General features: G+C 52.9%; 20 protein-coding genes. 11 read left to right on the top strand and 9 right to left on the bottom strand.

The features are described from left to right. The 9 genes from tuf to rpoC all read left to right on the top strand — a co-directional run. On the top strand, positions 1–1,011 hold a 1,011-nt coding region (tuf, locus tag OGV74_RS03495), incomplete at its 5' end, for an elongation factor Tu (protein WP_127674166.1). 230 nt (positions 1,012–1,241) lie between these two features. Beyond that, positions 1,242–1,625, top strand: coding sequence for a preprotein translocase subunit SecE (gene secE / locus OGV74_RS03500; RefSeq protein WP_003033128.1), 384 nt, complete (start codon positions 1,242–1,244; stop codon positions 1,623–1,625). A gap of 1 nt (position 1,626) precedes the next feature. After that, on the top strand, positions 1,627–2,172 hold the full coding sequence (gene nusG, locus OGV74_RS03505) for a transcription termination/antitermination protein NusG (RefSeq protein WP_003033125.1): 546 nt from the start codon (positions 1,627–1,629) through the stop codon (positions 2,170–2,172). Between the two features lie 154 nt (positions 2,173–2,326). Continuing rightward, positions 2,327–2,755: a 50S ribosomal protein L11 gene (rplK, locus tag OGV74_RS03510; RefSeq protein ID WP_006688357.1), complete on the top strand. Its 429-nt coding sequence runs from the start codon at positions 2,327–2,329 to the stop codon at positions 2,753–2,755. 3 nt (positions 2,756–2,758) lie between these two features. Beyond that, positions 2,759–3,466, top strand: a complete 708-nt coding sequence (rplA, locus tag OGV74_RS03515; RefSeq protein ID WP_003033119.1) for a 50S ribosomal protein L1 — start codon at positions 2,759–2,761, stop codon at positions 3,464–3,466. Between the two features lie 414 nt (positions 3,467–3,880). Beyond that, positions 3,881–4,378, top strand: a complete 498-nt coding sequence (gene rplJ / locus OGV74_RS03520) for a 50S ribosomal protein L10 (protein WP_001207203.1) — start codon at positions 3,881–3,883, stop codon at positions 4,376–4,378. Positions 4,379–4,444: 66 nt separating this feature from the next. Next, positions 4,445–4,810 (top strand): 50S ribosomal protein L7/L12, encoded by a 366-nt coding sequence (gene rplL / locus OGV74_RS03525; RefSeq protein WP_003033114.1) that lies wholly within the window; start codon positions 4,445–4,447, stop codon positions 4,808–4,810. 320 nt (positions 4,811–5,130) lie between these two features. Next, positions 5,131–9,159, top strand: a complete 4,029-nt coding sequence (rpoB, locus tag OGV74_RS03530) for a DNA-directed RNA polymerase subunit beta (RefSeq protein ID WP_003033111.1) — start codon at positions 5,131–5,133, stop codon at positions 9,157–9,159. Positions 9,160–9,235: 76 nt separating this feature from the next. Continuing rightward, on the top strand, positions 9,236–13,459 hold the full coding sequence (gene rpoC / locus OGV74_RS03535) for a DNA-directed RNA polymerase subunit beta' (RefSeq protein WP_003033107.1): 4,224 nt from the start codon (positions 9,236–9,238) through the stop codon (positions 13,457–13,459). A gap of 111 nt (positions 13,460–13,570) precedes the next feature. Here the strand turns inward: rpoC and OGV74_RS03540 are convergent, their stop codons facing one another. After that, positions 13,571–13,888 carry a PTS lactose/cellobiose transporter subunit IIA gene (locus tag OGV74_RS03540; protein WP_003033104.1) on the bottom strand — a complete coding sequence of 106 codons (318 nt, stop codon included), beginning with the start codon at positions 13,886–13,888 and terminating at the stop codon, positions 13,571–13,573. A gap of 4 nt (positions 13,889–13,892) precedes the next feature. Next, positions 13,893–14,198 carry a PTS sugar transporter subunit IIB gene (locus tag OGV74_RS03545; protein WP_086504745.1) on the bottom strand — a complete coding sequence of 102 codons (306 nt, stop codon included), beginning with the start codon at positions 14,196–14,198 and terminating at the stop codon, positions 13,893–13,895. Between the two features lie 1,091 nt (positions 14,199–15,289). Here OGV74_RS03545 and cspG point away from each other — a divergent pair. Further along, positions 15,290–15,502 (top strand): cold shock protein CspG, encoded by a 213-nt coding sequence (gene cspG, locus OGV74_RS03550; protein ID WP_003033098.1) that lies wholly within the window; start codon positions 15,290–15,292, stop codon positions 15,500–15,502. A 119-nt stretch (positions 15,503–15,621) separates the two neighbouring features. Here the strand turns inward: cspG and thiH are convergent, their stop codons facing one another. The 7 genes from thiH to OGV74_RS03585 form a co-directional block, all read right to left on the bottom strand. After that, positions 15,622–16,755, bottom strand: a complete 1,134-nt coding sequence (gene thiH / locus OGV74_RS03555) for a 2-iminoacetate synthase ThiH (RefSeq protein ID WP_071697003.1) — start codon at positions 16,753–16,755, stop codon at positions 15,622–15,624. Continuing rightward, positions 16,752–17,522, bottom strand: coding sequence for a thiazole synthase (thiG, locus tag OGV74_RS03560; RefSeq protein ID WP_086504746.1), 771 nt, complete (start codon positions 17,520–17,522; stop codon positions 16,752–16,754). The genes thiH and thiG overlap by 4 nt, the downstream gene beginning before the upstream one ends. Before the next feature lies 1 nt (position 17,523). Continuing rightward, complete coding sequence (gene thiS, locus OGV74_RS03565; protein ID WP_003033088.1) at positions 17,524–17,724, bottom strand: sulfur carrier protein ThiS; 201 nt, start codon at positions 17,722–17,724, stop codon at positions 17,524–17,526. After that, on the bottom strand, positions 17,705–18,463 hold the full coding sequence (locus OGV74_RS03570) for a HesA/MoeB/ThiF family protein (RefSeq protein ID WP_046671421.1): 759 nt from the start codon (positions 18,461–18,463) through the stop codon (positions 17,705–17,707). The genes thiS and OGV74_RS03570 overlap by 20 nt, the downstream gene beginning before the upstream one ends. Continuing rightward, entirely contained in the window at positions 18,456–19,091 is a 636-nt protein-coding gene (gene thiE, locus OGV74_RS03575; RefSeq protein WP_061548206.1) for a thiamine phosphate synthase, read from the bottom strand. Before thiE ends, OGV74_RS03570 begins: the two co-directional genes overlap by 8 nt. Next, on the bottom strand, positions 19,091–20,989 hold the full coding sequence (thiC, locus tag OGV74_RS03580; RefSeq protein ID WP_032950754.1) for a phosphomethylpyrimidine synthase ThiC: 1,899 nt from the start codon (positions 20,987–20,989) through the stop codon (positions 19,091–19,093). Before thiC ends, thiE begins: the two co-directional genes overlap by 1 nt. Before the next feature lie 357 nt (positions 20,990–21,346). Continuing rightward, on the bottom strand, positions 21,347–21,835 hold the full coding sequence (locus OGV74_RS03585) for an Rsd/AlgQ family anti-sigma factor (RefSeq protein ID WP_003033077.1): 489 nt from the start codon (positions 21,833–21,835) through the stop codon (positions 21,347–21,349). 96 nt (positions 21,836–21,931) lie between these two features. On the opposite strand from OGV74_RS03585, the gene nudC reads away from it, so the two are divergent. After that, entirely contained in the window at positions 21,932–22,705 is a 774-nt protein-coding gene (gene nudC, locus OGV74_RS03590; RefSeq protein WP_086504747.1) for an NAD(+) diphosphatase, read from the top strand. The last annotated feature ends 7 nt before the right edge of the window (positions 22,706–22,712 follow it).

Consider the following 22,712-nt stretch of genomic DNA (forward strand, 5'->3'; position numbering starts at 1 on the left):
CGTGGTATCACCATCAACACTTCTCACGTTGAATATGACACCCCGACTCGCCACTACGCACACGTAGACTGCCCGGGCCACGCCGACTATGTTAAAAACATGATCACCGGTGCTGCGCAGATGGACGGCGCGATCCTGGTTGTTGCTGCGACTGACGGCCCGATGCCGCAGACTCGTGAGCACATCCTGCTGGGTCGTCAGGTAGGCGTTCCGTACATCATCGTGTTCCTGAACAAATGCGACATGGTTGATGACGAAGAGCTGCTGGAACTGGTAGAAATGGAAGTTCGTGAACTTCTGTCTCAGTACGATTTCCCGGGCGACGACACTCCGATCGTTCGTGGTTCTGCTCTGAAAGCGCTGGAAGGCGAAGCAGAGTGGGAAGCGAAAATCATCGAACTGGCTGGCTTCCTGGATTCTTACATCCCAGAACCAGAGCGTGCGATTGACAAGCCGTTCCTGCTGCCTATCGAAGACGTATTCTCCATCTCCGGTCGTGGTACCGTTGTTACCGGTCGTGTAGAGCGCGGTATCATCAAAGTTGGTGAAGAAGTTGAAATCGTTGGTATCAAAGAGACTGCTAAGTCTACCTGTACTGGCGTTGAAATGTTCCGCAAACTGCTGGACGAAGGCCGTGCTGGTGAGAACGTTGGTGTTCTGCTGCGTGGTATCAAACGTGAAGAAATCGAACGTGGTCAGGTACTGGCTAAGCCGGGCTCTATCAAGCCGCACACCAAGTTCGAATCTGAAGTGTACATTCTGTCCAAAGACGAAGGCGGCCGTCATACTCCGTTCTTCAAAGGCTACCGTCCGCAGTTCTACTTCCGTACTACTGACGTGACTGGTACCATCGAACTGCCGGAAGGCGTAGAGATGGTAATGCCGGGCGACAACATCAAAATGGTTGTTACCCTGATCCACCCAATCGCGATGGACGACGGTCTGCGTTTCGCAATCCGTGAAGGCGGCCGTACTGTTGGTGCGGGCGTTGTTGCCAAAGTAATGAGCTAATTGCCGAATAACATTTGACGCAATGCGCAATAAAAGGGCATCATTTGATGCCCTTTTTGCACGCTTTCACACCAGAACCTGGCTCATCAGTGATTTTTTTTGTCATAATCATTGCTGAGACAGGCTCTGAAGAGGGCGTTTAGTCCGAAACGCACCAGAGCATTTCGGTTTGGATCGCCTCGCTTACGCGGGGTGAAAATGTTTGTAGAATACTTCTGACAGGTTGGTTTATGAGTGCGAATACCGAAGCTCAAGGAAGCGGGCGCGGCCTGGAAGCGATGAAGTGGGTTGTTGTCGCTGTATTGCTGCTTGTAGCTATCGTTGGCAACTACCTCTATCGTGACATGATGCTGCCGCTGCGTGCGCTGGCCGTAGTGATTCTGATTGCCGCAGCGGGTGGTGTCGCGCTGTTGACAACAAAAGGTAAAGCGACCGTTGCTTTTGCCCGTGAAGCGAGAACCGAAGTCCGTAAGGTCATTTGGCCAACTCGCCAGGAAACATTGCACACCACATTAATTGTGGCTGCGGTTACCGCAGTAATGTCACTGATCCTGTGGGGACTGGATGGTATTCTGGTTCGCCTGGTATCCTTTATCACTGGCCTGAGGTTCTAAGATGTCTGAAGCCCCTAAAAAGCGCTGGTACGTCGTTCAGGCGTTTTCCGGTTTTGAAGGCCGCGTAGCCACGTCGCTGCGCGAATATATCAAGTTACAAAATATGGAAGAGCTGTTTGGCGAAGTCATGGTGCCGACCGAAGAAGTGGTCGAAATCCGTGGTGGCCAGCGTCGCAAGAGCGAACGTAAATTCTTCCCGGGCTATGTACTGGTCCAGATGGTGATGAATGACGCAAGCTGGCACCTGGTGCGTAGCGTGCCGCGTGTGATGGGCTTTATCGGTGGTACATCTGACCGTCCGGCGCCGATCAGCGACAAAGAAGTTGATGCGATCATGAACCGTCTGCAGCAGGTTGGTGATAAACCGCGTCCGAAAACGATGTTTGAGCCAGGTGAAATGGTTCGCGTTAGTGACGGTCCGTTTGCTGACTTTAACGGCGTGGTTGAAGAAGTGGACTACGAGAAGTCCCGCCTGAAAGTCTCTGTTTCTATCTTTGGTCGTGCGACCCCGGTAGAACTGGACTTTGCCCAGGTAGAAAAAGCCTAAACAGCGATCAAAAAAGCGGCGATTTAATCGTTGCACAAGGCGCGAGATTGGAATACAATTTCGCGCCTTTTGTTTTTATGGACCCTGTCCGTAAAACGAATTTAATCACGGGGAGCCTCCTTGAGGCGCTATAACCCAACTAGAGGAATTTAGAATGGCTAAGAAAGTCCAGGCCTACGTCAAGCTGCAAGTTGCAGCTGGTATGGCTAACCCGAGTCCGCCGGTAGGTCCAGCACTGGGTCAACAAGGCGTGAACATCATGGAATTCTGCAAAGCGTTCAACGCAAAAACTGATTCCATGGAAAAAGGTCTGCCGATCCCGGTTGTTATCACCGTTTACGCTGACCGTTCTTTCACTTTCGTTACCAAAACGCCTCCGGCAGCAGTTCTGCTGAAGAAAGCGGCTGGTATCAAGTCTGGTTCCGGTAAGCCGAACAAAGACAAAGTGGGTAAAATTTCCCGCGCTCAGCTGCAGGAAATCGCGCAGACCAAAGCTGCCGACATGACTGGTGCCGACATTGAAGCGATGACTCGCTCCATTGAAGGTACTGCACGTTCCATGGGCCTGGTAGTGGAGGACTAAGAAATGGCTAAACTGACCAAGCGTATGCGCGTGATCCGTGACAAAGTTGATGCAACTAAACAGTACGACATCAACGAAGCTATTGCTCTGCTGAAAGAGCTGGCCACTGCTAAATTCGTAGAAAGCGTAGACGTTGCCGTTAACCTCGGCATCGATGCTCGTAAATCTGACCAGAACGTACGTGGTGCAACTGTACTGCCGCACGGTACTGGCCGTTCCGTTCGCGTAGCCGTATTTGCCCAGGGCGCAAACGCTGAAGCTGCTAAAGCTGCAGGCGCTGAGCTGGTAGGTATGGAAGATCTGGCTGACCAGATCAAGAAAGGCGAAATGAACTTTGACGTTGTTATTGCTTCCCCGGATGCAATGCGCGTTGTTGGCCAGCTGGGCCAGGTTCTGGGCCCGCGCGGCCTGATGCCAAACCCGAAAGTTGGTACTGTAACCCCTAACGTTGCTGAAGCGGTTAAGAACGCTAAAGCAGGTCAGGTTCGTTACCGTAACGACAAAAACGGCATCATCCATACCACCATCGGTAAAGTGGATTTTGACGCTGACAAACTGAAAGAAAACCTGGAATCTCTGCTGGTTGCGCTGAAAAAAGCGAAACCGACTCAGGCTAAAGGCGTGTACATCAAGAAAGTTAGCATCTCCACCACCATGGGTGCTGGTGTTGCCGTTGATCAGTCCGGTCTGACTGCGACTGTGGCGAACTAATATTCGCCTTTACGTGGGCGGTGATTTTGTCTACAATCTTACCCCCACGTTTCTGCTAATTGCAGACGTATATCCGAGATATTCAGGCTGTGGCAAGGCGACAACTGAGTGAATCGCCAGGAGCATAGTTAACTATGTGACTGGTGTGAACGAAGGCAGTCAACGCCGGCACAGATTGAATAGCGACAGATAGACAAGATTTGTTCGTTGGAGCCTGGCCTATCCAGGCCTCCGTCGAAGACCGCAGGTGTTTCGTAAGAAACTTAATGCCCTGCGTAGACGGTGACAGAACGCTAAGATTATTTCTGATACTCTGGCTTGTTTCTGCTCACCGTATTTAGACGCTCTCTCCGTTGGGGAGAGTGAAGTGAGTTCCGGAACATGAGTTCCGGCAAACATCCAGGAGCAAAGCTAATGGCTTTAAATCTTCAAGACAAACAAGCGATTGTTGCTGAAGTCAGCGAAGTAGCCAAAGGCGCGCTGTCTGCAGTAGTTGCGGATTCCCGTGGCGTAACTGTAGATAAAATGACTGAACTGCGTAAAGCAGGTCGTGAAGCTGGCGTATACATGCGTGTTGTTCGTAACACCCTGCTGCGCCGCGTCGTTGAAGGTACTCAGTTCGAGTGCCTGAAAGACACGTTTGTTGGTCCGACCCTGATTGCATACTCTATGGAACACCCGGGCGCTGCTGCTCGTCTGTTCAAAGAGTTCGCGAAAGCGAATGCAAAATTTGAGGTCAAAGCCGCAGCCTTTGAAGGTGAATTGATCCCGGCATCGCAAATCGATCGCCTGGCAACTCTGCCGACCTACGAAGAAGCAATTGCACGCCTGATGGCAACCATGAAAGAAGCTTCGGCTGGCAAACTGGTTCGTACTCTGGCTGCTGTACGCGATGCGAAAGAAGCTGCTTAATCGCAGTTATCTTTCTCAAGCATCTGCTTACGTATAAACTTATTCTGATTTTCAGGAACAATTTAAATGTCTATCACTAAAGATCAAATCATTGAAGCAGTATCCGCTATGTCCGTAATGGACGTTGTAGAACTGATCTCTGCAATGGAAGAAAAATTCGGTGTTTCCGCTGCTGCTGCTGTAGCTGTAGCTGCTGGCCCGGCTGAAGCTGCTGAAGAAAAAACTGAATTCGACGTAATTCTGAAAGCTGCTGGCGCTAACAAAGTTGCTGTTATCAAAGCAGTACGTGGCGCAACTGGCCTGGGTCTGAAAGAAGCTAAAGACCTGGTAGAATCTGCTCCGGCTGCCCTGAAAGAAGGCATCAGCAAAGACGACGCAGAAGCACTGAAAAAATCTCTGGAAGAAGCTGGCGCTGAAGTTGAAGTTAAATAAGCCAACTTTTCTGGTTGCAGCCTAAGAAATTAGGCTGATGGCTGGTGACTTTTTAGTCACCAGCCTTTTTGCGCTGTAAGGTGCCAGTAGCATTTCACACTGTTTGACTACTGCTGTGCCTTTCAATGCTTGTTTCTATCGACGTCTTAATATACTGCGACAGAGCATCAGTTCTGTGTAAATCGCAATGAAATGGTTTAAGCGTGATAGCAACAGGCATTGCGGAAAGTATTCGATTTTCCGGTCAACAAAATAGTGTTGCACAAACTGTCCCTTCGTCGGACAGATGGGTCGACTTGTCAGCGAGCTGAGGAACCCTAATGGTTTACTCCTATACCGAGAAAAAACGTATTCGTAAGGATTTTGGTAAACGTCCACAAGTGTTGGACATACCTTATCTCCTTTCTATCCAGCTTGACTCGTTTCAGAAGTTCATCGAGCAAGATCCTGAAGGGCAGTATGGTCTGGAAGCAGCTTTCCGTTCCGTTTTCCCGATTCAGAGCTACAGCGGTAATTCCGAGCTGCAATACGTCAGCTACCGCCTTGGCGAACCGGTGTTTGACGTTCAGGAATGTCAGATCCGTGGCGTGACCTATTCCGCACCGCTGCGCGTAAAACTGCGTCTGGTGATCTACGAGCGCGAAGCGCCGGAAGGCACCGTAAAAGACATTAAAGAACAAGAAGTCTACATGGGCGAAATTCCGCTCATGACTGACAACGGTACCTTTGTAATCAATGGTACTGAGCGTGTTATCGTTTCTCAGCTGCACCGTAGTCCTGGCGTCTTCTTTGACTCCGACAAAGGTAAAACCCACTCTTCGGGTAAAGTGCTGTATAACGCGCGCATCATCCCTTACCGTGGTTCCTGGCTGGACTTCGAATTCGATCCGAAGGACAACCTGTTCGTACGTATTGACCGTCGCCGTAAACTGCCTGCGACCATTATTCTGCGTGCACTGAACTACACCACTGAGCAGATCCTTGACCTGTTCTTTGAAAAAGTTGTTTTCGAAATTCGCGACAACAAGCTGCAGATGGAACTGGTGCCGGAACGCCTGCGTGGTGAAACCGCCTCCTTTGACATTGAAGCTAACGGCAAAGTCTACGTCGAAAAAGGCCGTCGCATCACTGCGCGCCACATTCGCCAACTGGAAAAAGACGATATCAAACATATCGAAGTTCCGGTTGAATACATTGCTGGTAAAGTTGCGGCTAAAGACTACGTTGACGAATCTACTGGCGAGCTGATCTGCGCAGCTAACATGGAGCTGAGCCTGGATCTGCTGGCTAAGCTGAGCCAGTCTGGTCACAAGCGTATCGAAACGCTGTTCACTAACGATCTGGACCACGGTCCGTACATTTCTGAAACTGTACGCGTCGACCCTACCAACGATCGTCTGAGCGCGCTGGTAGAAATCTACCGCATGATGCGCCCTGGTGAGCCGCCGACTCGTGAAGCTGCTGAAAGCCTGTTCGAGAACCTGTTCTTCTCCGAAGACCGCTATGACCTGTCTGCGGTCGGTCGTATGAAGTTCAACCGTTCTCTGCTGCGCGACGAAATCGAAGGTTCCGGTATCCTGAGCAAAGACGACATCATCGAAGTGATGAAGAAGCTCATCGATATCCGTAACGGTAAAGGCGAAGTCGATGATATCGACCACCTCGGCAACCGTCGTATCCGTTCCGTAGGCGAAATGGCGGAAAACCAGTTCCGCGTTGGCCTGGTACGTGTTGAGCGTGCGGTGAAAGAGCGTCTCTCTCTGGGCGATCTGGATACCCTGATGCCTCAGGATATGATCAACGCCAAGCCGATTTCTGCAGCAGTGAAAGAGTTCTTTGGTTCCAGCCAGCTGTCTCAGTTTATGGACCAGAACAACCCGCTGTCTGAGATTACGCACAAACGTCGTATCTCTGCACTCGGCCCAGGCGGTCTGACCCGTGAACGCGCAGGCTTCGAAGTTCGAGACGTACACCCGACTCACTACGGTCGCGTATGTCCAATCGAAACGCCTGAAGGTCCGAACATCGGTCTGATCAACTCCCTGTCCGTGTATGCACAGACTAACGAATACGGCTTCCTCGAGACTCCGTACCGTAAAGTGACCGACGGTGTTGTAACTGACGAAATTCATTACCTGTCTGCTATCGAAGAAGGCAACTACGTTATCGCTCAGGCGAACTCCAACCTGGATGACGAAGGCCACTTTGTAGAAGATCTGGTTACCTGCCGTAGCAAAGGCGAATCCAGCTTGTTCAGCCGTGATCAGGTTGACTACATGGACGTATCCACCCAGCAGGTGGTATCCGTCGGTGCGTCCCTGATCCCGTTCCTGGAACACGATGACGCCAACCGTGCATTGATGGGTGCGAACATGCAACGTCAGGCGGTTCCGACTCTGCGCGCTGATAAGCCGCTGGTTGGTACCGGTATGGAACGTGCTGTTGCCGTTGACTCCGGTGTTACTGCAGTTGCTAAACGTGGCGGTACTGTTCAGTACGTGGATGCTTCCCGTATCGTTATCAAAGTTAACGAAGACGAGATGTACCCGGGCGAAGCAGGTATCGACATTTATAACCTGACCAAATACACCCGTTCTAACCAGAATACCTGTATCAACCAGATGCCTTGCGTATCTCTGGGCGAGCCGGTTGAACGTGGTGATGTGCTGGCAGACGGTCCGTCCACCGACCTCGGTGAACTGGCGCTGGGCCAGAACATGCGCGTGGCATTCATGCCATGGAATGGTTACAACTTCGAAGACTCCATTCTCGTATCCGAGCGTGTTGTCCAGGAAGACCGTTTCACCACCATCCACATTCAGGAACTGGCATGTGTGTCCCGTGACACCAAGCTGGGGCCAGAAGAGATCACCGCTGACATCCCGAACGTGGGTGAAGCTGCGCTCTCCAAACTGGATGAATCCGGTATCGTTTATATCGGTGCGGAAGTGACCGGTGGCGACATTCTGGTTGGTAAGGTAACGCCGAAAGGTGAAACCCAGCTGACGCCAGAAGAGAAGCTGCTGCGTGCGATCTTCGGTGAGAAAGCGTCTGACGTTAAAGACTCTTCTCTGCGCGTGCCAAACGGTGTTTCCGGTACGATTATCGACGTTCAGGTCTTTACTCGCGATGGCGTAGAAAAAGACAAACGTGCGCTGGAAATCGAAGAGATGCAGCTGAAGCAGGCGAAAAAAGACCTGTCTGAAGAACTGCAGATCCTCGAAGCTGGCCTGTTCAGCCGTATCTACGCTGTGCTGGTTTCTGGTGGTGTTGAAGCTGAGAAGCTCGACAAACTGCCGCGTGACCGCTGGTTAGAACTCGGCCTGACCGACGAAGAAAAACAGAATCAGCTGGAACAACTGGCTGAGCAGTACGACGAACTGAAACACGAATTCGAGAAAAAACTCGAAGCGAAGCGCCGTAAAATCACTCAGGGCGATGATCTGGCACCGGGCGTGCTGAAGATTGTTAAGGTTTATCTGGCGGTTAAACGTCGGATCCAGCCTGGTGACAAGATGGCAGGTCGTCACGGTAACAAGGGTGTAATCTCTAAGATCAACCCGATCGAAGATATGCCACACGATGCTAACGGTACGCCGGTAGATATCGTACTGAACCCGCTGGGCGTACCATCGCGTATGAACATCGGTCAGATCCTTGAAACCCACCTGGGTATGGCTGCAAAAGGTATCGGCGATAAGATCAACGCCATGCTGAAACAGCAGCAGGAAGTCGCGAAACTGCGCGAATTCATCCAGCGTGCTTACGATCTGGGTTCAGATGTTCGTCAGAAAGTTGACCTGAATACCTTCAGTGATGAAGAAGTTCTGCGTCTGGCTGAAAACCTGAAAAAAGGTATGCCGATCGCAACGCCGGTATTCGACGGTGCGAAAGAGTCTGAAATCAAGGAACTGTTACAGCTGGGTGGCCTGCCGACTTCCGGTCAGATCACACTGTTCGACGGTCGTACCGGTGAGCAGTTCGAGCGCCAGGTTACCGTTGGCTACATGTACATGCTGAAACTGAACCACCTGGTTGATGACAAGATGCATGCGCGTTCTACCGGTTCTTACAGCCTGGTTACTCAGCAGCCGCTGGGTGGTAAGGCGCAGTTCGGTGGTCAGCGCTTCGGGGAGATGGAAGTGTGGGCGCTGGAAGCATATGGCGCAGCATACACCCTGCAGGAAATGCTCACCGTTAAGTCTGATGACGTGAACGGTCGTACTAAGATGTATAAAAACATCGTGGACGGCAACCATCAGATGGAACCAGGCATGCCGGAATCCTTCAACGTACTGTTGAAAGAGATTCGTTCGCTGGGTATCAACATCGAGCTGGAAGACGAGTAACTCTCGATCAAACAGGTCACTGGTGCTGGCGTAACAGCCAGCGCCAGATTGTGCTAACTCCGACGGGAGCAAATCCGTGAAAGATTTATTAAAGTTTCTGAAAGCGCAGACTAAAACCGAAGAGTTTGATGCGATCAAAATTGCTCTGGCCTCGCCAGACATGATCCGTTCATGGTCTTTCGGTGAAGTTAAGAAGCCGGAAACCATCAACTACCGTACGTTCAAACCTGAACGTGACGGCCTTTTCTGCGCCCGTATCTTTGGGCCGGTAAAAGACTACGAGTGCCTGTGCGGTAAGTACAAGCGCCTGAAACACCGTGGTGTGATCTGTGAGAAGTGCGGCGTTGAAGTGACCCAGACTAAAGTACGCCGTGAGCGTATGGGCCACATCGAGCTGGCGTCTCCGACTGCTCACATCTGGTTCCTGAAATCTCTGCCGTCCCGTATCGGTCTGCTGCTTGATATGCCGCTGCGCGATATCGAACGCGTACTGTACTTCGAATCTTATGTGGTTATCGAAGGCGGTATGACTAACCTGGAACGTCAACAGATCCTGACTGAAGAGCAGTATCTGGACGCGCTGGAAGAGTTCGGTGACGAATTTGACGCGAAGATGGGTGCGGAAGCAATCCAGGCCCTGCTGAAGAGCATGGATCTGGAGCAAGAGTGTGAAACTCTGCGCGAAGAGCTGAACGAAACCAACTCCGAAACCAAGCGTAAGAAGCTGACCAAGCGTATCAAACTGCTGGAAGCCTTCGTACAGTCTGGCAACAAGCCAGAGTGGATGATCCTGACCGTTCTGCCGGTTCTGCCGCCAGATCTGCGTCCGCTGGTTCCGCTGGATGGTGGTCGTTTCGCAACGTCGGATCTGAACGATCTGTATCGTCGCGTTATCAACCGTAACAACCGTCTGAAGCGTCTGCTGGATCTGGCTGCGCCGGACATCATCGTACGCAACGAAAAACGTATGCTGCAGGAAGCGGTTGACGCCCTGCTGGATAACGGTCGTCGCGGTCGTGCGATCACCGGTTCTAACAAACGTCCTCTGAAATCTTTGGCCGACATGATCAAAGGTAAGCAGGGTCGTTTCCGTCAGAACTTGCTCGGTAAGCGTGTTGACTACTCCGGTCGTTCTGTTATCACCGTAGGTCCATACCTGCGTCTGCATCAGTGCGGCCTGCCGAAGAAAATGGCACTGGAACTGTTCAAACCGTTCATCTACGGCAAGCTGGAACTGCGTGGCCTGGCCACCACCATCAAAGCCGCTAAGAAAATGGTTGAGCGTGAAGAAGCTGTCGTTTGGGATATCCTGGACGAAGTTATCCGCGAACACCCGGTACTGCTGAACCGTGCACCAACACTGCACCGTCTGGGTATCCAGGCATTTGAACCGGTACTGATCGAAGGTAAAGCTATCCAGCTTCACCCGCTGGTTTGTGCGGCATATAACGCCGACTTCGATGGTGACCAGATGGCTGTTCACGTACCGCTGACGCTGGAAGCCCAGCTCGAAGCGCGTGCGCTGATGATGTCTACCAACAACATCCTGTCTCCGGCGAACGGCGAACCTATCATCGTTCCGTCTCAGGACGTTGTATTGGGTCTGTACTACATGACCCGTGACTGTGTTAACGCCAAAGGCGAAGGCATGGTGCTGACTGGCCCGAAAGAAGCTGAGCGTATCTATCGCGCAGGTCTGGCCTCTCTGCATGCGCGCGTTAAAGTGCGTATCACTGAATACGAAAAAGATGAAAACGGCGAATTCGTTGCGCACACCAGTCTGAAAGACACGACCGTTGGTCGCGCCATTCTGTGGATGATCGTACCGAAAGGTCTGCCTTTCTCCATCGTCAACCAGGCGCTGGGCAAGAAAGCTATCTCCAAAATGCTGAACACCTGTTACCGCATTCTGGGCCTGAAGCCGACCGTTATCTTCGCTGACCAGACAATGTACACCGGCTTTGCTTATGCAGCGCGTTCAGGTGCATCTGTTGGTATTGATGACATGGTCATCCCAGAGAAGAAACACGAGATCATCTCTGAAGCGGAAGCTGAAGTTGCTGAGATCCAGGAGCAGTTCCAGTCCGGTCTGGTAACCGCGGGCGAACGCTATAACAAAGTTATCGATATCTGGGCTGCGGCAAACGATCGTGTATCCAAAGCGATGATGGATAACCTGCAAACCGAAACCGTTATTAACCGTGACGGCGTAGAAGAGCAGCAGGTTTCCTTCAACAGCATCTACATGATGGCCGACTCCGGTGCGCGTGGTTCTGCAGCACAGATTCGTCAGCTGGCCGGTATGCGTGGTCTGATGGCGAAGCCAGATGGCTCCATCATCGAAACGCCAATCACCGCGAACTTCCGTGAAGGTCTGAACGTACTCCAGTACTTCATCTCTACTCACGGTGCGCGTAAAGGTCTGGCGGATACCGCACTGAAAACAGCGAACTCCGGTTATCTGACTCGTCGTCTGGTCGACGTTGCGCAGGACCTGGTTGTTACTGAAGACGATTGCGGCACTCTGGAAGGCATCACCATGACCCCGGTTATCGAGGGTGGTGATGTTAAAGAGCCGCTGCGCGATCGCGTTCTGGGTCGTGTAACTGCTGAAGACGTTCTGAAGCCGGGTACGGCGGATATTCTGGTTCCACGCAACACGCTGCTGCACGAACAGTGGTGTGACCTGCTGGAAGAGAACTCCGTTGACTCCGTTAAAGTCCGTTCTGTTGTATCTTGTGACACCGACTTTGGTGTATGTGCGCACTGCTACGGTCGTGACCTGGCGCGTGGCCACATCATCAACAAAGGTGAAGCAATCGGTGTTATCGCGGCACAGTCCATCGGTGAACCGGGTACACAGCTGACGATGCGTACGTTCCACATCGGTGGTGCGGCATCTCGTGCGGCTGCTGAATCCAGCATCCAGGTGAAAAACAAAGGTAGCATCCGTCTGAGCAATGCGAAGTCGGTTGTTAACTCCAGCGGTAAACTGGTTATCACCTCACGTAACACCGAACTGAAACTGATCGACGAATTCGGCCGTACCAAAGAAAGCTATAAAGTGCCTTACGGCTCCGTTATGGCGAAAGGTGATGGCGAACAGGTTGCTGGCGGCGAAACCGTAGCAAACTGGGATCCGCACACCATGCCGGTTATCACCGAAGTGAGTGGTTTTGTCCGCTTCACTGACATGATCGACGGCCAGACCATTACTCGTCAGACCGACGAGCTGACCGGTCTGTCTTCTCTGGTGGTTCTGGATTCTGCAGAGCGTACTGCGGGTGGTAAAGACCTGCGTCCGGCACTGAAAATTGTTGATGCTCAGGGCAACGACGTTCTGATCCCAGGCACCGATATGCCTGCTCAGTACTTCCTGCCGGGTAAAGCGATTGTTCAGCTGGAAGATGGCGTTCAGATCAGTTCTGGTGACACCCTGGCCCGTGTTCCGCAGGAATCCGGCGGTACCAAGGATATCACCGGTGGTCTGCCGCGCGTTGCTGACCTGTTCGAAGCACGTCGTCCGAAAGAGCCGGCAATCCTGGCTGAAATCAGCGGTATCATTTCCTTCGGTAAAGAAACCAAAGGTAAACGTCGTCTGGTTATCACCCCGGTAGACGGTAGCGAGCCGTACGAAGAGATGATTCCGAAATGGCGTCAGCTCAACGTGTTCGAAGGTGAACGTGTAGAACGTGGTGACGTGGTTTCCGACGGTCCGGAAGCGCCGCACGACATCCTGCGTCTGCGTGGTGTGCATGCTGTAACTCGTTACATTGTTAACGAAGTTCAGGACGTATACCGTCTGCAGGGTGTTAAGATTAACGATAAACACATCGAAGTTATCGTTCGTCAGATGCTGCGTAAAGCCACCATCGAAAGCGCTGGTAGCTCCGACTTCCTGGAAGGCGAGCAGGTTGAATACTCCCGCGTCAAGATCGCTAACCGCGAGCTGGAAGCGAACGGCAAAGTGGGTGCAACGTTCTCCCGCGATCTGCTGGGTATCACCAAAGCGTCTCTGGCAACCGAGTCCTTCATCTCTGCAGCATCGTTCCAGGAAACCACGCGTGTCCTGACCGAAGCCGCTGTTGCAGGTAAACGTGATGAACTGCGCGGTCTGAAAGAGAACGTAATCGTGGGTCGTCTGATCCCGGCAGGTACCGGTTACGCGTACCACCAGGATCGTATGCGCCGTCGCGCAGCGGGCGAACTGCCAGCTGCACCGCAGGTGACTGCTGAAGATGCGTCTGCCAGCCTGGCAGAACTGCTGAACGCAGGCCTGGGCGGTTCTGACAACGATTAATCGTTGCCGACCATAATAAAAAACCCGCTTCGGCGGGTTTTTTTATGTCCAGGTTTATTTCTGATGACGCTTATCAGGTCTACGAGGCTACGAAGCCATCCGGCAGTGTCATTAATTTACCGGCGGTAACCGCCGATAAAGCTCAATCATATCTCCCGCCAAATCCTGAATCACCATCGCGTTCATCAGGTGATCCTGCGAATGGACGGTGATGAGATTAACCGGTAGCTTGCCGGTTCCTTCGTCAATTCCGATCAGCTGGGTCTGGATTTTATGCGCTTGTTTAACGTACTCGCGTGATTCCGTCATCGCTTGTTCTGCACCGGAGAAATCACCTTTACGCGCCAGTTGCAATGCCGTCAGGGCCTGGCTGCGTGCAGCGCCAGCGTTTACCAATAACTCCATGATGATCGTTTCTAACTCTTCCATACCATCACTCCAGTAGTTTCAGCGCCTTGTCCAGTACCGTATCGCCTTTCATCATGCCGTAATCCATCATGTCGATAACGGCGACCTTTTTGCCTAGTGGGTCGGCGATCGCCTGTAGCTTGGCCTGTTCATACTTAACCTGTGGACCGAGCAAAACGATATCCGCTGTAGCGATATTCTCTTCAAACTCGGCCACCGGGACGGCTTTGATAGTGACGTCGACGCCTTTTTTCTGGGCGGCATCTTTCATCCTTTGCACCAGCATGCTGGTGGACATTCCGGCGGCACAGCATAAAACGATGTTTTTCATAAGCAGTCTCGATCAACATGTGTGAGTTGATAATTATCGCGAGCCAGCTATAGCAACAACTGCTTTGCAACGATTGTGTGCAAGGCATCACAAAGAAAGCCACTTTTTCTGAAACCGGTTACAAAAAGAGGCCAAACCCTGCGATCTGGACCGGGACCAGCGGCTTTTTGACTCGCTTATCACATGCTGAAATATATAATTACTGTCAATAAAGACATGTTATAAAAAACAGTATTGACAGCGTTTTTTAAACCCGTATGTTAATACTTAACAGCGGAGAAATTGTAGTTTGCTGTTAACGTAGTAAGTGTTAGTAGAGCTTGATTGGGGTTTGCGATAAAGGCCACGAAGTATTTTTGTATGGGATAGTCGATGCTGAAAACGCTATTTTTTCACCTCGACAATGCTTTCAGGCCACGTAGTTGATATATCTAATCGCAAAAAATCAGTAAAACGCGACGATGTAACGCCATGATTTAATAGTAATTGTTCGTGATTTCTGCTTTTTAGTTATCACGAGGGAAATAAGGCAACGCATCAAAGAGTATATGTCGCGAGGGGAAGTGTACTTGTTTAGGTCACCAGCCTTGAGTTCTATTATCAAGCGGGTGGAATGTGTTTAACGGTAAATAGAGGAAAGCTTTAGTTAGTATCAATATCCAATATTATCTGTAGTAAACGTGTACATTTTAAAGTAGTACCATCAGCAGTATTAAATCGTTAAGTTTATTAATGTTAAATTTGAGGTGTGTAGTAACGTAAAGCCCTGACTTCAATAGTCGGGGCTTTTGTTCATTGTAGATCAAGCTGTTATCCAGGATGCTTAGCCGCGTTGGTTCAACATTGCATCAATCAGTGGGTATTAAAATAATTAATGCTTGCTTAATGATTAGAAGTAGGTCTACTATAGCGGCATCGGTTTGGAACACAGACCTTATGCAAGCAGTTTTAGTAAAGCAGTTCTCAGTTCAAGCGTTATCCTCAGATACTCTTCTTCATGAGCCTCCTCCCTAAGTGCCCCATAAGTTAATTTCTGCAAAACAGGCCATCTTCGCTGCATAAGCGGCTCAAAAACATGAAAGGAAGTATCTATGTCTAACAAAATGACTGGTTTAGTAAAATGGTTTAACTCTGATAAAGGCTTCGGCTTTATCACTCCTCAGGACGGTAGCAAGGATGTGTTTGTGCATTTTTCCGCTATCCAGAGTAACGATTTTAAAACGTTAGACGAAGGTCAAAAGGTGGAGTTCTCCGTGGAGAATGGCGCTAAAGGCCCGTCTGCTGTTAACGTTGTCGCGCTGTAAACGCCGATAATTTCACGAAGGCTTACGATAGCGATGAAGGCCAGAGCCCGAGCAGTTAAGCACCAGTGAAGAAAAAACCCGCGAAAGCGGGTTTTTTTGTTTATGCGATAGCGTTGGACTTAGGGCATCTGTGCCGCGCGTCCCAGATAGCTGTCCCAGTCTTTCCACACGGGCTGTAATCCCTGCGCCATCAGTGCTTCAGCAACGGCTTCCGGGCGACGATCGTCGTGCGGGGAGAACTGTTCCAGTTCGGGGTGGTTATCGGCATAACCACCGGGCTGGGTTTTTGAGAAGGCGCTGACGTTGTTGATCGCCAACGGGATCACATGGTCACGAAACCATGGCGATTCGCGGGTGGAGAGCGACAGCTCAATTTCTGGTGCCAGTAAACGAAACGCGCAAATGGTCTGGACCAACTGTCGCTCATCCATGATCGATGCAGGCTCAACGCCTCCGGTGCATGGGCGCAGGCGAGGGAAGGAGATAGAGTAGCGGCTCTGCCAGTAATGCTGCTGCATCCACAGCAGATGTTCAGCTACCATATAGCAGTCAACCCGCCAGCTGTCGGACAAACCAATCAACGCGCCAAGACCGATTTTGTCGATCCCTGCGCGGCCCAGCCGGTCCGGCGTTTCCAGTCGCCAGAAGAAATCCTGCTTTTTCCCCTTCAGATGGTGGCGGGCGTAAATCGCCTCATGATAGCTCTCCTGATACACCATCACGCCATCCAGTCCCAGCGTCTTCAGCTCCGCATATTCAGCCTCTGACAGCGGCTGTACTTCCATCTGTAAAGAGGCAAACTGTCGGCGAATGACAGGCAAATGGCGACGAAAGTAATCCATCCCCACTTTGGCCTGATGTTCACCGGTGACCAGTAGCAGATGCTCAAAGCCCAGCTCACGGATAGCCGCACACTCACGTTGTATCTCATCTTCGTCCAGCGTTTTGCGTTTGATACGGTTGCTCATCGAAAAACCGCAGTAGGTGCAGTCGTTGGCACAAAGGTTGGAGAGATACAACGGCACGTAAAAGCTCACCGTGTTGCCAAAACGCTGGCGGGTGAGCTTTTGCGCCCGTTGCGCAAGCGGCTCCAGATAATCGGCGGCGGCAGGAGAGAGCAATGCCATCAGATCGTCGCGACTAAGATGCGAAGCGTTGAGGGCGCGCTCCACGTCAGCGGCGGTTTTGCCGTTGATGCGCAGGCGGATGTCGTCCCAGTCCAGCTGTCGCCAGCGGTCGCTGAACGTTTTCATGCGAAGGCCTCCAGGAATCCGGTTAGCGGGCTGGTGGGATTTGCCTGCGAGCTTTTGCTTCCAGGTACCGCCTGGCGCGCCAGAAGGCCCGCTTCAACCGCCAGACGGAAAGCGGTGGCCATCATCACCGGATCGTCCGCCACGGCAATCGCCGTGTTGACCAGCACCGCGTCGGCGCCCATTTCCAGCGCCTGCGTGGCGTGGCTGGGGACGCCGATGCCTGCATCAACCACCACCGGCACGGTCGCCTGTTGGATAATAATCTCCAGCATCGCTTTGGTTTCCAGCCCCTGGTTGGATCCGATAGGCGCGCCGAGCGGCATCACCGCCGCGCAGCCCACGTCTTCCAGCCGCTTGCACAGTACCGGATCCGCACCGCAGTAGGGCAGCACCACAAAGCCCTGTTTCACCAGCGCTTCGGCAGCTTTTAGCGTTTCAATCGGATCCGGCAATAGCCAGCGGGCATCCGGGTGGATTTCTAATTTCAGCCAGTTTGTGCCCAGCGCTTCACGCGCCAGTTGGGCGGCGAAAATCGCCTCTTCAGCGGTTTTCGCTCCGGAGGTGTTAGGCAGCAGCGTCACGCCCGCGTCGATAAGCGGGGCCAGAATGGCATCGTTATGCTGGCGCAAATCCACGCGCTTCATCGCCAGCGTCACCATCTGGCTGCCGGAGGCGCGAATCGCCTCGACCATCAGCTGCGATGAGGCAAATTTTCCGGTACCGGTGAACAGATGTGAATCAAACGTTTTGTCGGCAATACGTAACATATCAACCCCCTGCAATAACCTGAAAAAGCAGGATCTGGTCGCCTTCCTGCACGATTTGCTGCTGCCACTGCTCGCGCGGCAGGATCTGCTGATTGAGCGCCAGCGCCGCGCCCGGTTTAAGCTGATTAAGCTCGGTGAGCAGCCCGCTGACGGTTTGTCCCTCGGCGCACTGCATCGGCTCATCATTGAACTGAATCTGCATGTTGCCCTCCACATACCGGACAGCCGCTGGCACGTCGTAGTGCGAAGCTGCGCCACTGGCTGGTTTTACCGTCAAACAGGCGTAACTCGCCACTGGGCGTCGCAATGCCGCTAAGCAGTTTGATGGCTTCCAGCGCCTGCAAGGTGCCCATCACGCCGACAACCGGGCCGACGATACCGGCTGTACGGCAGTTGCGTTCAGGCTCTACATCATCCGGCCACAGGCAGCGGTAACAACCTTGCTCCCACGGTGGCGTGAGCACCATCAACTGGCCGCCGAAACCGACGGCGCTGGCGGTGATGAGCGGGGTGTTGAGCGACACGCAGGCGGCGTTAATTTCCTGACGCGTGGCCATGTTGTCGGTACAGTCGAGCACCACATCGGCACGCGCTACCGCATGCCGGAGCGCATCGCCTTTCAGTCGCTGCTGGAGCGATACCAGTTCGATATCTGGGTTGAGCCGCGTCAGGCGCTGCTGGGCAATCTGCGATTTTGAACGCGCGATATCATCAGTGGTAAACAGGATCTGGCGCTGCAGATTGCTCAAATGAATGTCGTCATCGTCTACCAGCGTCAGTTTGCCGATACCTGCTCCCGCCAGATACAGCGCGGCAGGCGAACCTAACCCGCCTAAACCGATAATCAGCACATGGCTGTCGAGCAGCTTTTGTTGGCCCTCAATCGCGATATCGCCGAGCAGGATCTGCCGGCTGTAGCGCATAAAGTCGCGGTCATTCATCGCCGACTCCCGCTATGTCGAGCAGCTGCGCCGTGGCTGCCTGCCAGTCGGCCGCCTGGGTAATGGCGCTGACCACGGCAATGCTGCCAACACCGGTCGCCAGCACCGATGGTGCACGTCCCAGGCTGATGCCGCCGATGGCGACGGTCGGGTAATCGGCCAGTCGGTTAATATGGCTTGCCAGCTGCGTCAGCCCCTGCGGGGAGGAAGGCATCTGCTTGGTTTGCGTGGGGAAAACGTGGCCGAGTGCGATATAAGAAGGCTTAGCCGCCAGCGCGACGTCGATCTCCATATCATCGTGAGTGGATACACCCAGGCGCAGCCCCGCCGCCTGAATCGCCTTCAGATCGGTGGTTTCAAGGTCTTCCTGGCCCAGATGCACGCCGTAAGCGTTGTGCTTAATCGCCAGCCGCCAGTAGTCGTTGATAAACAGGCGGGCGTCATAGCGACGCCCCAGTTCAATGGCGGCCATGACGTCGGCTTCGACCTCTTCATCACGCTTATCTTTAATGCGCAGTTGGATCGTGCGTACGCCCGCCTGCAGCAGGCGTTCAATCCATTGCACGCTGTCCACCACCGGATAAAGCCCGAGGCGGAACGGCACGGTCGGGAAATCAGGCTGGTACATTATGCCTCCTCTTTTTTGAGGTAGATTTCACCGCCTTTGGCGCGGAAGTTCTCCGACATATCTGCCATTCCCACTTCAATAGTTTGCGCGGCGGCGTAGTCGCGTACTTCCTGGCTGATTTTCATCGAGCAGAACTTCGGCCCGCACATGGAGCAGAAGTGGGCGACTTTGCCGGACTCCTGTGGCAGGGTTTCATCGTGATAGGCGCGGGCGGTGAACGGGTCGAGTGCGAGGTTAAACTGGTCTTCCCAGCGGAATTCGAAGCGCGCTTTCGACATCGCGTTGTCGCGGATCTGCGCGCCCGGGTGCCCCTTCGCCAGGTCGGCGGCGTGGGCGGCAATCTTGTAGGTGATCAGCCCTTGCTTCACGTCTTCTTTGTTCGGCAGGCCGAGGTGCTCTTTCGGCGTGACGTAGCACAGCATCGCGCAGCCAAACCAGCCGATCATCGCCGCGCCAATGCCGGAGGTGAAGTGGTCATAGCCCGGCGCGATATCTGTCGTCAACGGCCCTAAGGTGTAGAACGGCGCTTCGTGGCAGCTCTCCAGCTCTTCGGTCATGTTGCGTTGGATCATATGCATCGGCACATGCCCAGGGCCTTCAATCATTACCTGCACGTCGTATTCCCAGGCGATTTTGGTCAGCTCGCCCAGCGTATGCAGTTCGGAGAACTGCGCTTCGTCGTTGGCATCCTGAATCGAACCCGGGCGCAGGCCGTCACCGAGAGAGAGCGAGACGTCGTAGGCGGCGCAGATTTCACAAATTTCGCGGAAATGTTCAAACAGGAAGTTTTCTTTGTGATGCGAGAGGCACCATTTCGCCATAATTGAACCGCCGCGCGAGACAATTCCGGTCAGGCGTTTAGCGGTCATCGGCACGTAGCGCAGCAGTACGCCGGCATGGATAGTGAAGTAGTCGACGCCCTGTTCGGCCTGTTCCAGCAATGTATCGCGGAACGCTTCCCAGGTGAGATCTTCGGCGATCCCGTTGACCTTCTCCAACGCCTGGTAGATCGGTACGGTGCCGATCGGCACCGGGCTGTTACGCAGGATCCACTCGCGGGTTTCGTGAATATAGCGACCGGTGGAGAGGTCCATCACCGTATCTGCGCCCCAGCGGGTCGACCACACCAGTTTTTCGACCTCTTCTTCGATAGAGGAAGTGACCGCCGAGTTACCGATGTTGGCATTCACCTTCACCAGGAAGTTGCGGCCGATGATCATCGGCTCGGATTCCGGGTGGTTGATGTTGGCGGGAATAATCGCCCGGCCCGCAGCGACTTCATCACGCACGAATTCCGGGGTGATATTTTCCGGCAGACGAGCGCCAAAGTTCATCCCCGGATGCTGGTGGCGCAGCACTTCACTACGAATACGCTCGCGGCCCATATTTTCACGGATGGCGATAAACTCCATCTCCGGCGTGACGATCCCCTGACGGGCGTAGTGCAGCTGGGTCACGCGCTTACCGGCTTTGGCGCGCTTTGGCGTCAGCAGGCCGCTGAAACGCAGCTCGTCCAGGCCATCGTCGGCCAGGCGCTCTTTGGTGTAAGCGGAGCTGCGGTCGTCTAATTCTTCGCTGTCGTTACGCGCCGCAATCCACGGCTGGCGCAGTTTCGCCAGGCCCTGCTGGACGTTAATCGCCACGTCAGGATCGCCATACGGCCCGGAGGTGTCGTACACCGGCACGGCTTCGTTGTCTTCAAATTGCGGGTTGTCTTTGCTGCCGCCAATCAGCGTCGGGCTAAGCTGGATTTCGCGCATCGGAATGCGGATATCCGGCTGCGAACCGGTAATATAAATGCGTTTTGAGTTAGGGAAGGCGGTCCCTTCCAGGGTATCGATAAAGTGTTGGGCTTGCGCGCGCTGTTCGCGGCGTGATGGTTTAGTAGTGGCAGACATAGCTCATTCCAAAAAAGTAAGGACGTGGCTTGTCAGACGACGGATGAAGCAAGAGAGGCGATCGCCCAAAGACGAACGGTTGTAGATTGACTCTTGTTCCCTTCGCAGGTCTTAACCTGATCAGGTTCCGCGGATCCCGAATTAACGGTCTCAGCCTTTTCCACGTCATCCTTCGCGCTGCCTCTTTGTTGGCTTCGTCCGCTCACTCCAGTCACTTACTTAGGTAAGCTCCTGGAGATTCACTGACTTGCCGCCTTGACGCATCACGAATGCTTTTGTGGAAAATAAGCACTCCGACAAGAAGTAACCTCTATCTTAGAGGTAATGAATGTAAACTACGCGTTAATGCGACAAATCTCAAGCAGGACGTTTGAGAGTGCCACTCTCGTGCATCGCATCAAATACCAGCATGATCAGCTTATCTTCGAGCACGAACCGGGCTTCCAGCGCTTCGCCGAGATCCGATAAAACCTTTTGAAACTCAAGGAAGTTATCATGATCAATCGCAGTTTCCAGGCTGGAGTCATAGTAGTCCATGATCAGCTGCGTATTGGCTTCCAGCAGCGGCCAAATTTTTGTGGCTTTTAAAAGCTGCCCGTTCCCTTCCAATTTATGGAGAATACGTTCATAAATACTGAAGTGTCCGGTGGAGAGGTAATCGACCAGGCTCTGACAAAAATCATCCAGCGCCTTTTCATTGAGTCGCATGTACGATTCTTTGCCAGGCTTAATGCCAACCAGATTGTAGTAAGCCACGAGCAGGTGCTTACGTACATGTAGCCAGCGATCAACCAGTTTATTACTTCCTCCGACGTGCTCCGTCAGGCTTTCCAGCTGGTTTAGCATGATTGACTCCGCAAGATGGTGTTTAGGAACTGCTCACCCGTAAATGTAAAAATAATGTAAACAACATGCCTGTGAAGCAAAGGTTGCGCAAGAGATATGGATCGTATAATTGAAAAATTAGATAGCGGCTGGTGGATTGTCAGTCATGAGCAAAAGTTATGGTTACCTCATGGCGAGCTACCTTATGGCGACGCAGCCCGTTTTGATCTGATTGGTCAGCGCGCGCTGCCAATAGGCGAGTGGGAAGGGGAAACTGTCTGGCTGGTGCAGCAGCAGCGTCGACACGATATGGGGTCGGTGCGCCAGGTCATTGACCAGGACGTTGGCCTGTTTCAACTGGCCGGACGAGGCGTACAGCTGGCGGAGTTTTACCGCTCGCATAAATTCTGCGGTTACTGCGGCCATCCCATGCGCCCGAGTAAAACGGAGTGGGCGATGCTCTGTAGTCACTGCCGCGAACGTTATTACCCGCAAATTGCTCCCTGCATAATTGTCGCTATTCGCCGAGATGATTCCATCCTGCTCGCCCAACATGTTCGCCATCGCAACGGCGTGCATACCGTGCTGGCGGGTTTTGTCGAAGTGGGCGAGACCCTCGAGCAGGCGGTGGCGCGTGAAGTCATGGAAGAGAGCGGCATTAAGGTGAAAAAACTGCGTTATGTCACTTCTCAGCCGTGGCCGTTCCCACAGTCTTTGATGACCGCATTTATGGCGGAGTATGATAGCGGCGAAATCGTCATCGACCCGAAAGAGCTGCTGGAAGCGAACTGGTATCGCTATGACGATTTACCGCTCTTGCCCCCGCCGGGTACTGTCGCGCGTCGATTGATTGAAGATACTGTGGCAATGTGTCGGGCTGAGTACGAGTAAAGAGCGA

The organism is Citrobacter sp. Cf116 (genome assembly GCF_030336505.1).
Taxonomy (GTDB): domain Bacteria; phylum Pseudomonadota; class Gammaproteobacteria; order Enterobacterales; family Enterobacteriaceae; genus Citrobacter; species Citrobacter freundii.

Excerpts from the sequence above, each read along its gene's own strand:
- secE (WP_003033128.1), top strand. The coding sequence starts at position 1,242 with ATGAGTGCGAATACCGAAGCTCAAGGAAGCGGGCGCGGCCTGGAAGCG.
- rplL (WP_003033114.1), top strand. The coding sequence starts at position 4,445 with ATGTCTATCACTAAAGATCAAATCATTGAAGCAGTATCCGCTATGTCC.
- rpoB (WP_003033111.1), top strand. The coding sequence starts at position 5,131 with ATGGTTTACTCCTATACCGAGAAAAAACGTATTCGTAAGGATTTTGGT.
- OGV74_RS03585 (WP_003033077.1), bottom strand. The coding sequence starts at position 21,835 with ATGCTAAACCAGCTGGAAAGCCTGACGGAGCACGTCGGAGGAAGTAAT.
- rplA (WP_003033119.1), top strand. The coding sequence starts at position 2,759 with ATGGCTAAACTGACCAAGCGTATGCGCGTGATCCGTGACAAAGTTGAT.
- thiH (WP_071697003.1), bottom strand. The coding sequence starts at position 16,755 with ATGAAAACGTTCAGCGACCGCTGGCGACAGCTGGACTGGGACGACATC.
- OGV74_RS03570 (WP_046671421.1), bottom strand. The coding sequence starts at position 18,463 with ATGAATGACCGCGACTTTATGCGCTACAGCCGGCAGATCCTGCTCGGC.
- cspG (WP_003033098.1), top strand. The coding sequence starts at position 15,290 with ATGTCTAACAAAATGACTGGTTTAGTAAAATGGTTTAACTCTGATAAA.
- rplJ (WP_001207203.1), top strand. The coding sequence starts at position 3,881 with ATGGCTTTAAATCTTCAAGACAAACAAGCGATTGTTGCTGAAGTCAGC.
- nusG (WP_003033125.1), top strand. The coding sequence starts at position 1,627 with ATGTCTGAAGCCCCTAAAAAGCGCTGGTACGTCGTTCAGGCGTTTTCC.
- OGV74_RS03545 (WP_086504745.1), bottom strand. The coding sequence starts at position 14,198 with ATGAAAAACATCGTTTTATGCTGTGCCGCCGGAATGTCCACCAGCATG.
- thiE (WP_061548206.1), bottom strand. The coding sequence starts at position 19,091 with ATGTACCAGCCTGATTTCCCGACCGTGCCGTTCCGCCTCGGGCTTTAT.
- nudC (WP_086504747.1), top strand. The coding sequence starts at position 21,932 with ATGGATCGTATAATTGAAAAATTAGATAGCGGCTGGTGGATTGTCAGT.
- thiG (WP_086504746.1), bottom strand. The coding sequence starts at position 17,522 with ATGTTACGTATTGCCGACAAAACGTTTGATTCACATCTGTTCACCGGT.
- thiC (WP_032950754.1), bottom strand. The coding sequence starts at position 20,989 with ATGTCTGCCACTACTAAACCATCACGCCGCGAACAGCGCGCGCAAGCC.
- thiS (WP_003033088.1), bottom strand. The coding sequence starts at position 17,724 with ATGCAGATTCAGTTCAATGATGAGCCGATGCAGTGCGCCGAGGGACAA.
- OGV74_RS03540 (WP_003033104.1), bottom strand. The coding sequence starts at position 13,888 with ATGGAAGAGTTAGAAACGATCATCATGGAGTTATTGGTAAACGCTGGC.
- rplK (WP_006688357.1), top strand. The coding sequence starts at position 2,327 with ATGGCTAAGAAAGTCCAGGCCTACGTCAAGCTGCAAGTTGCAGCTGGT.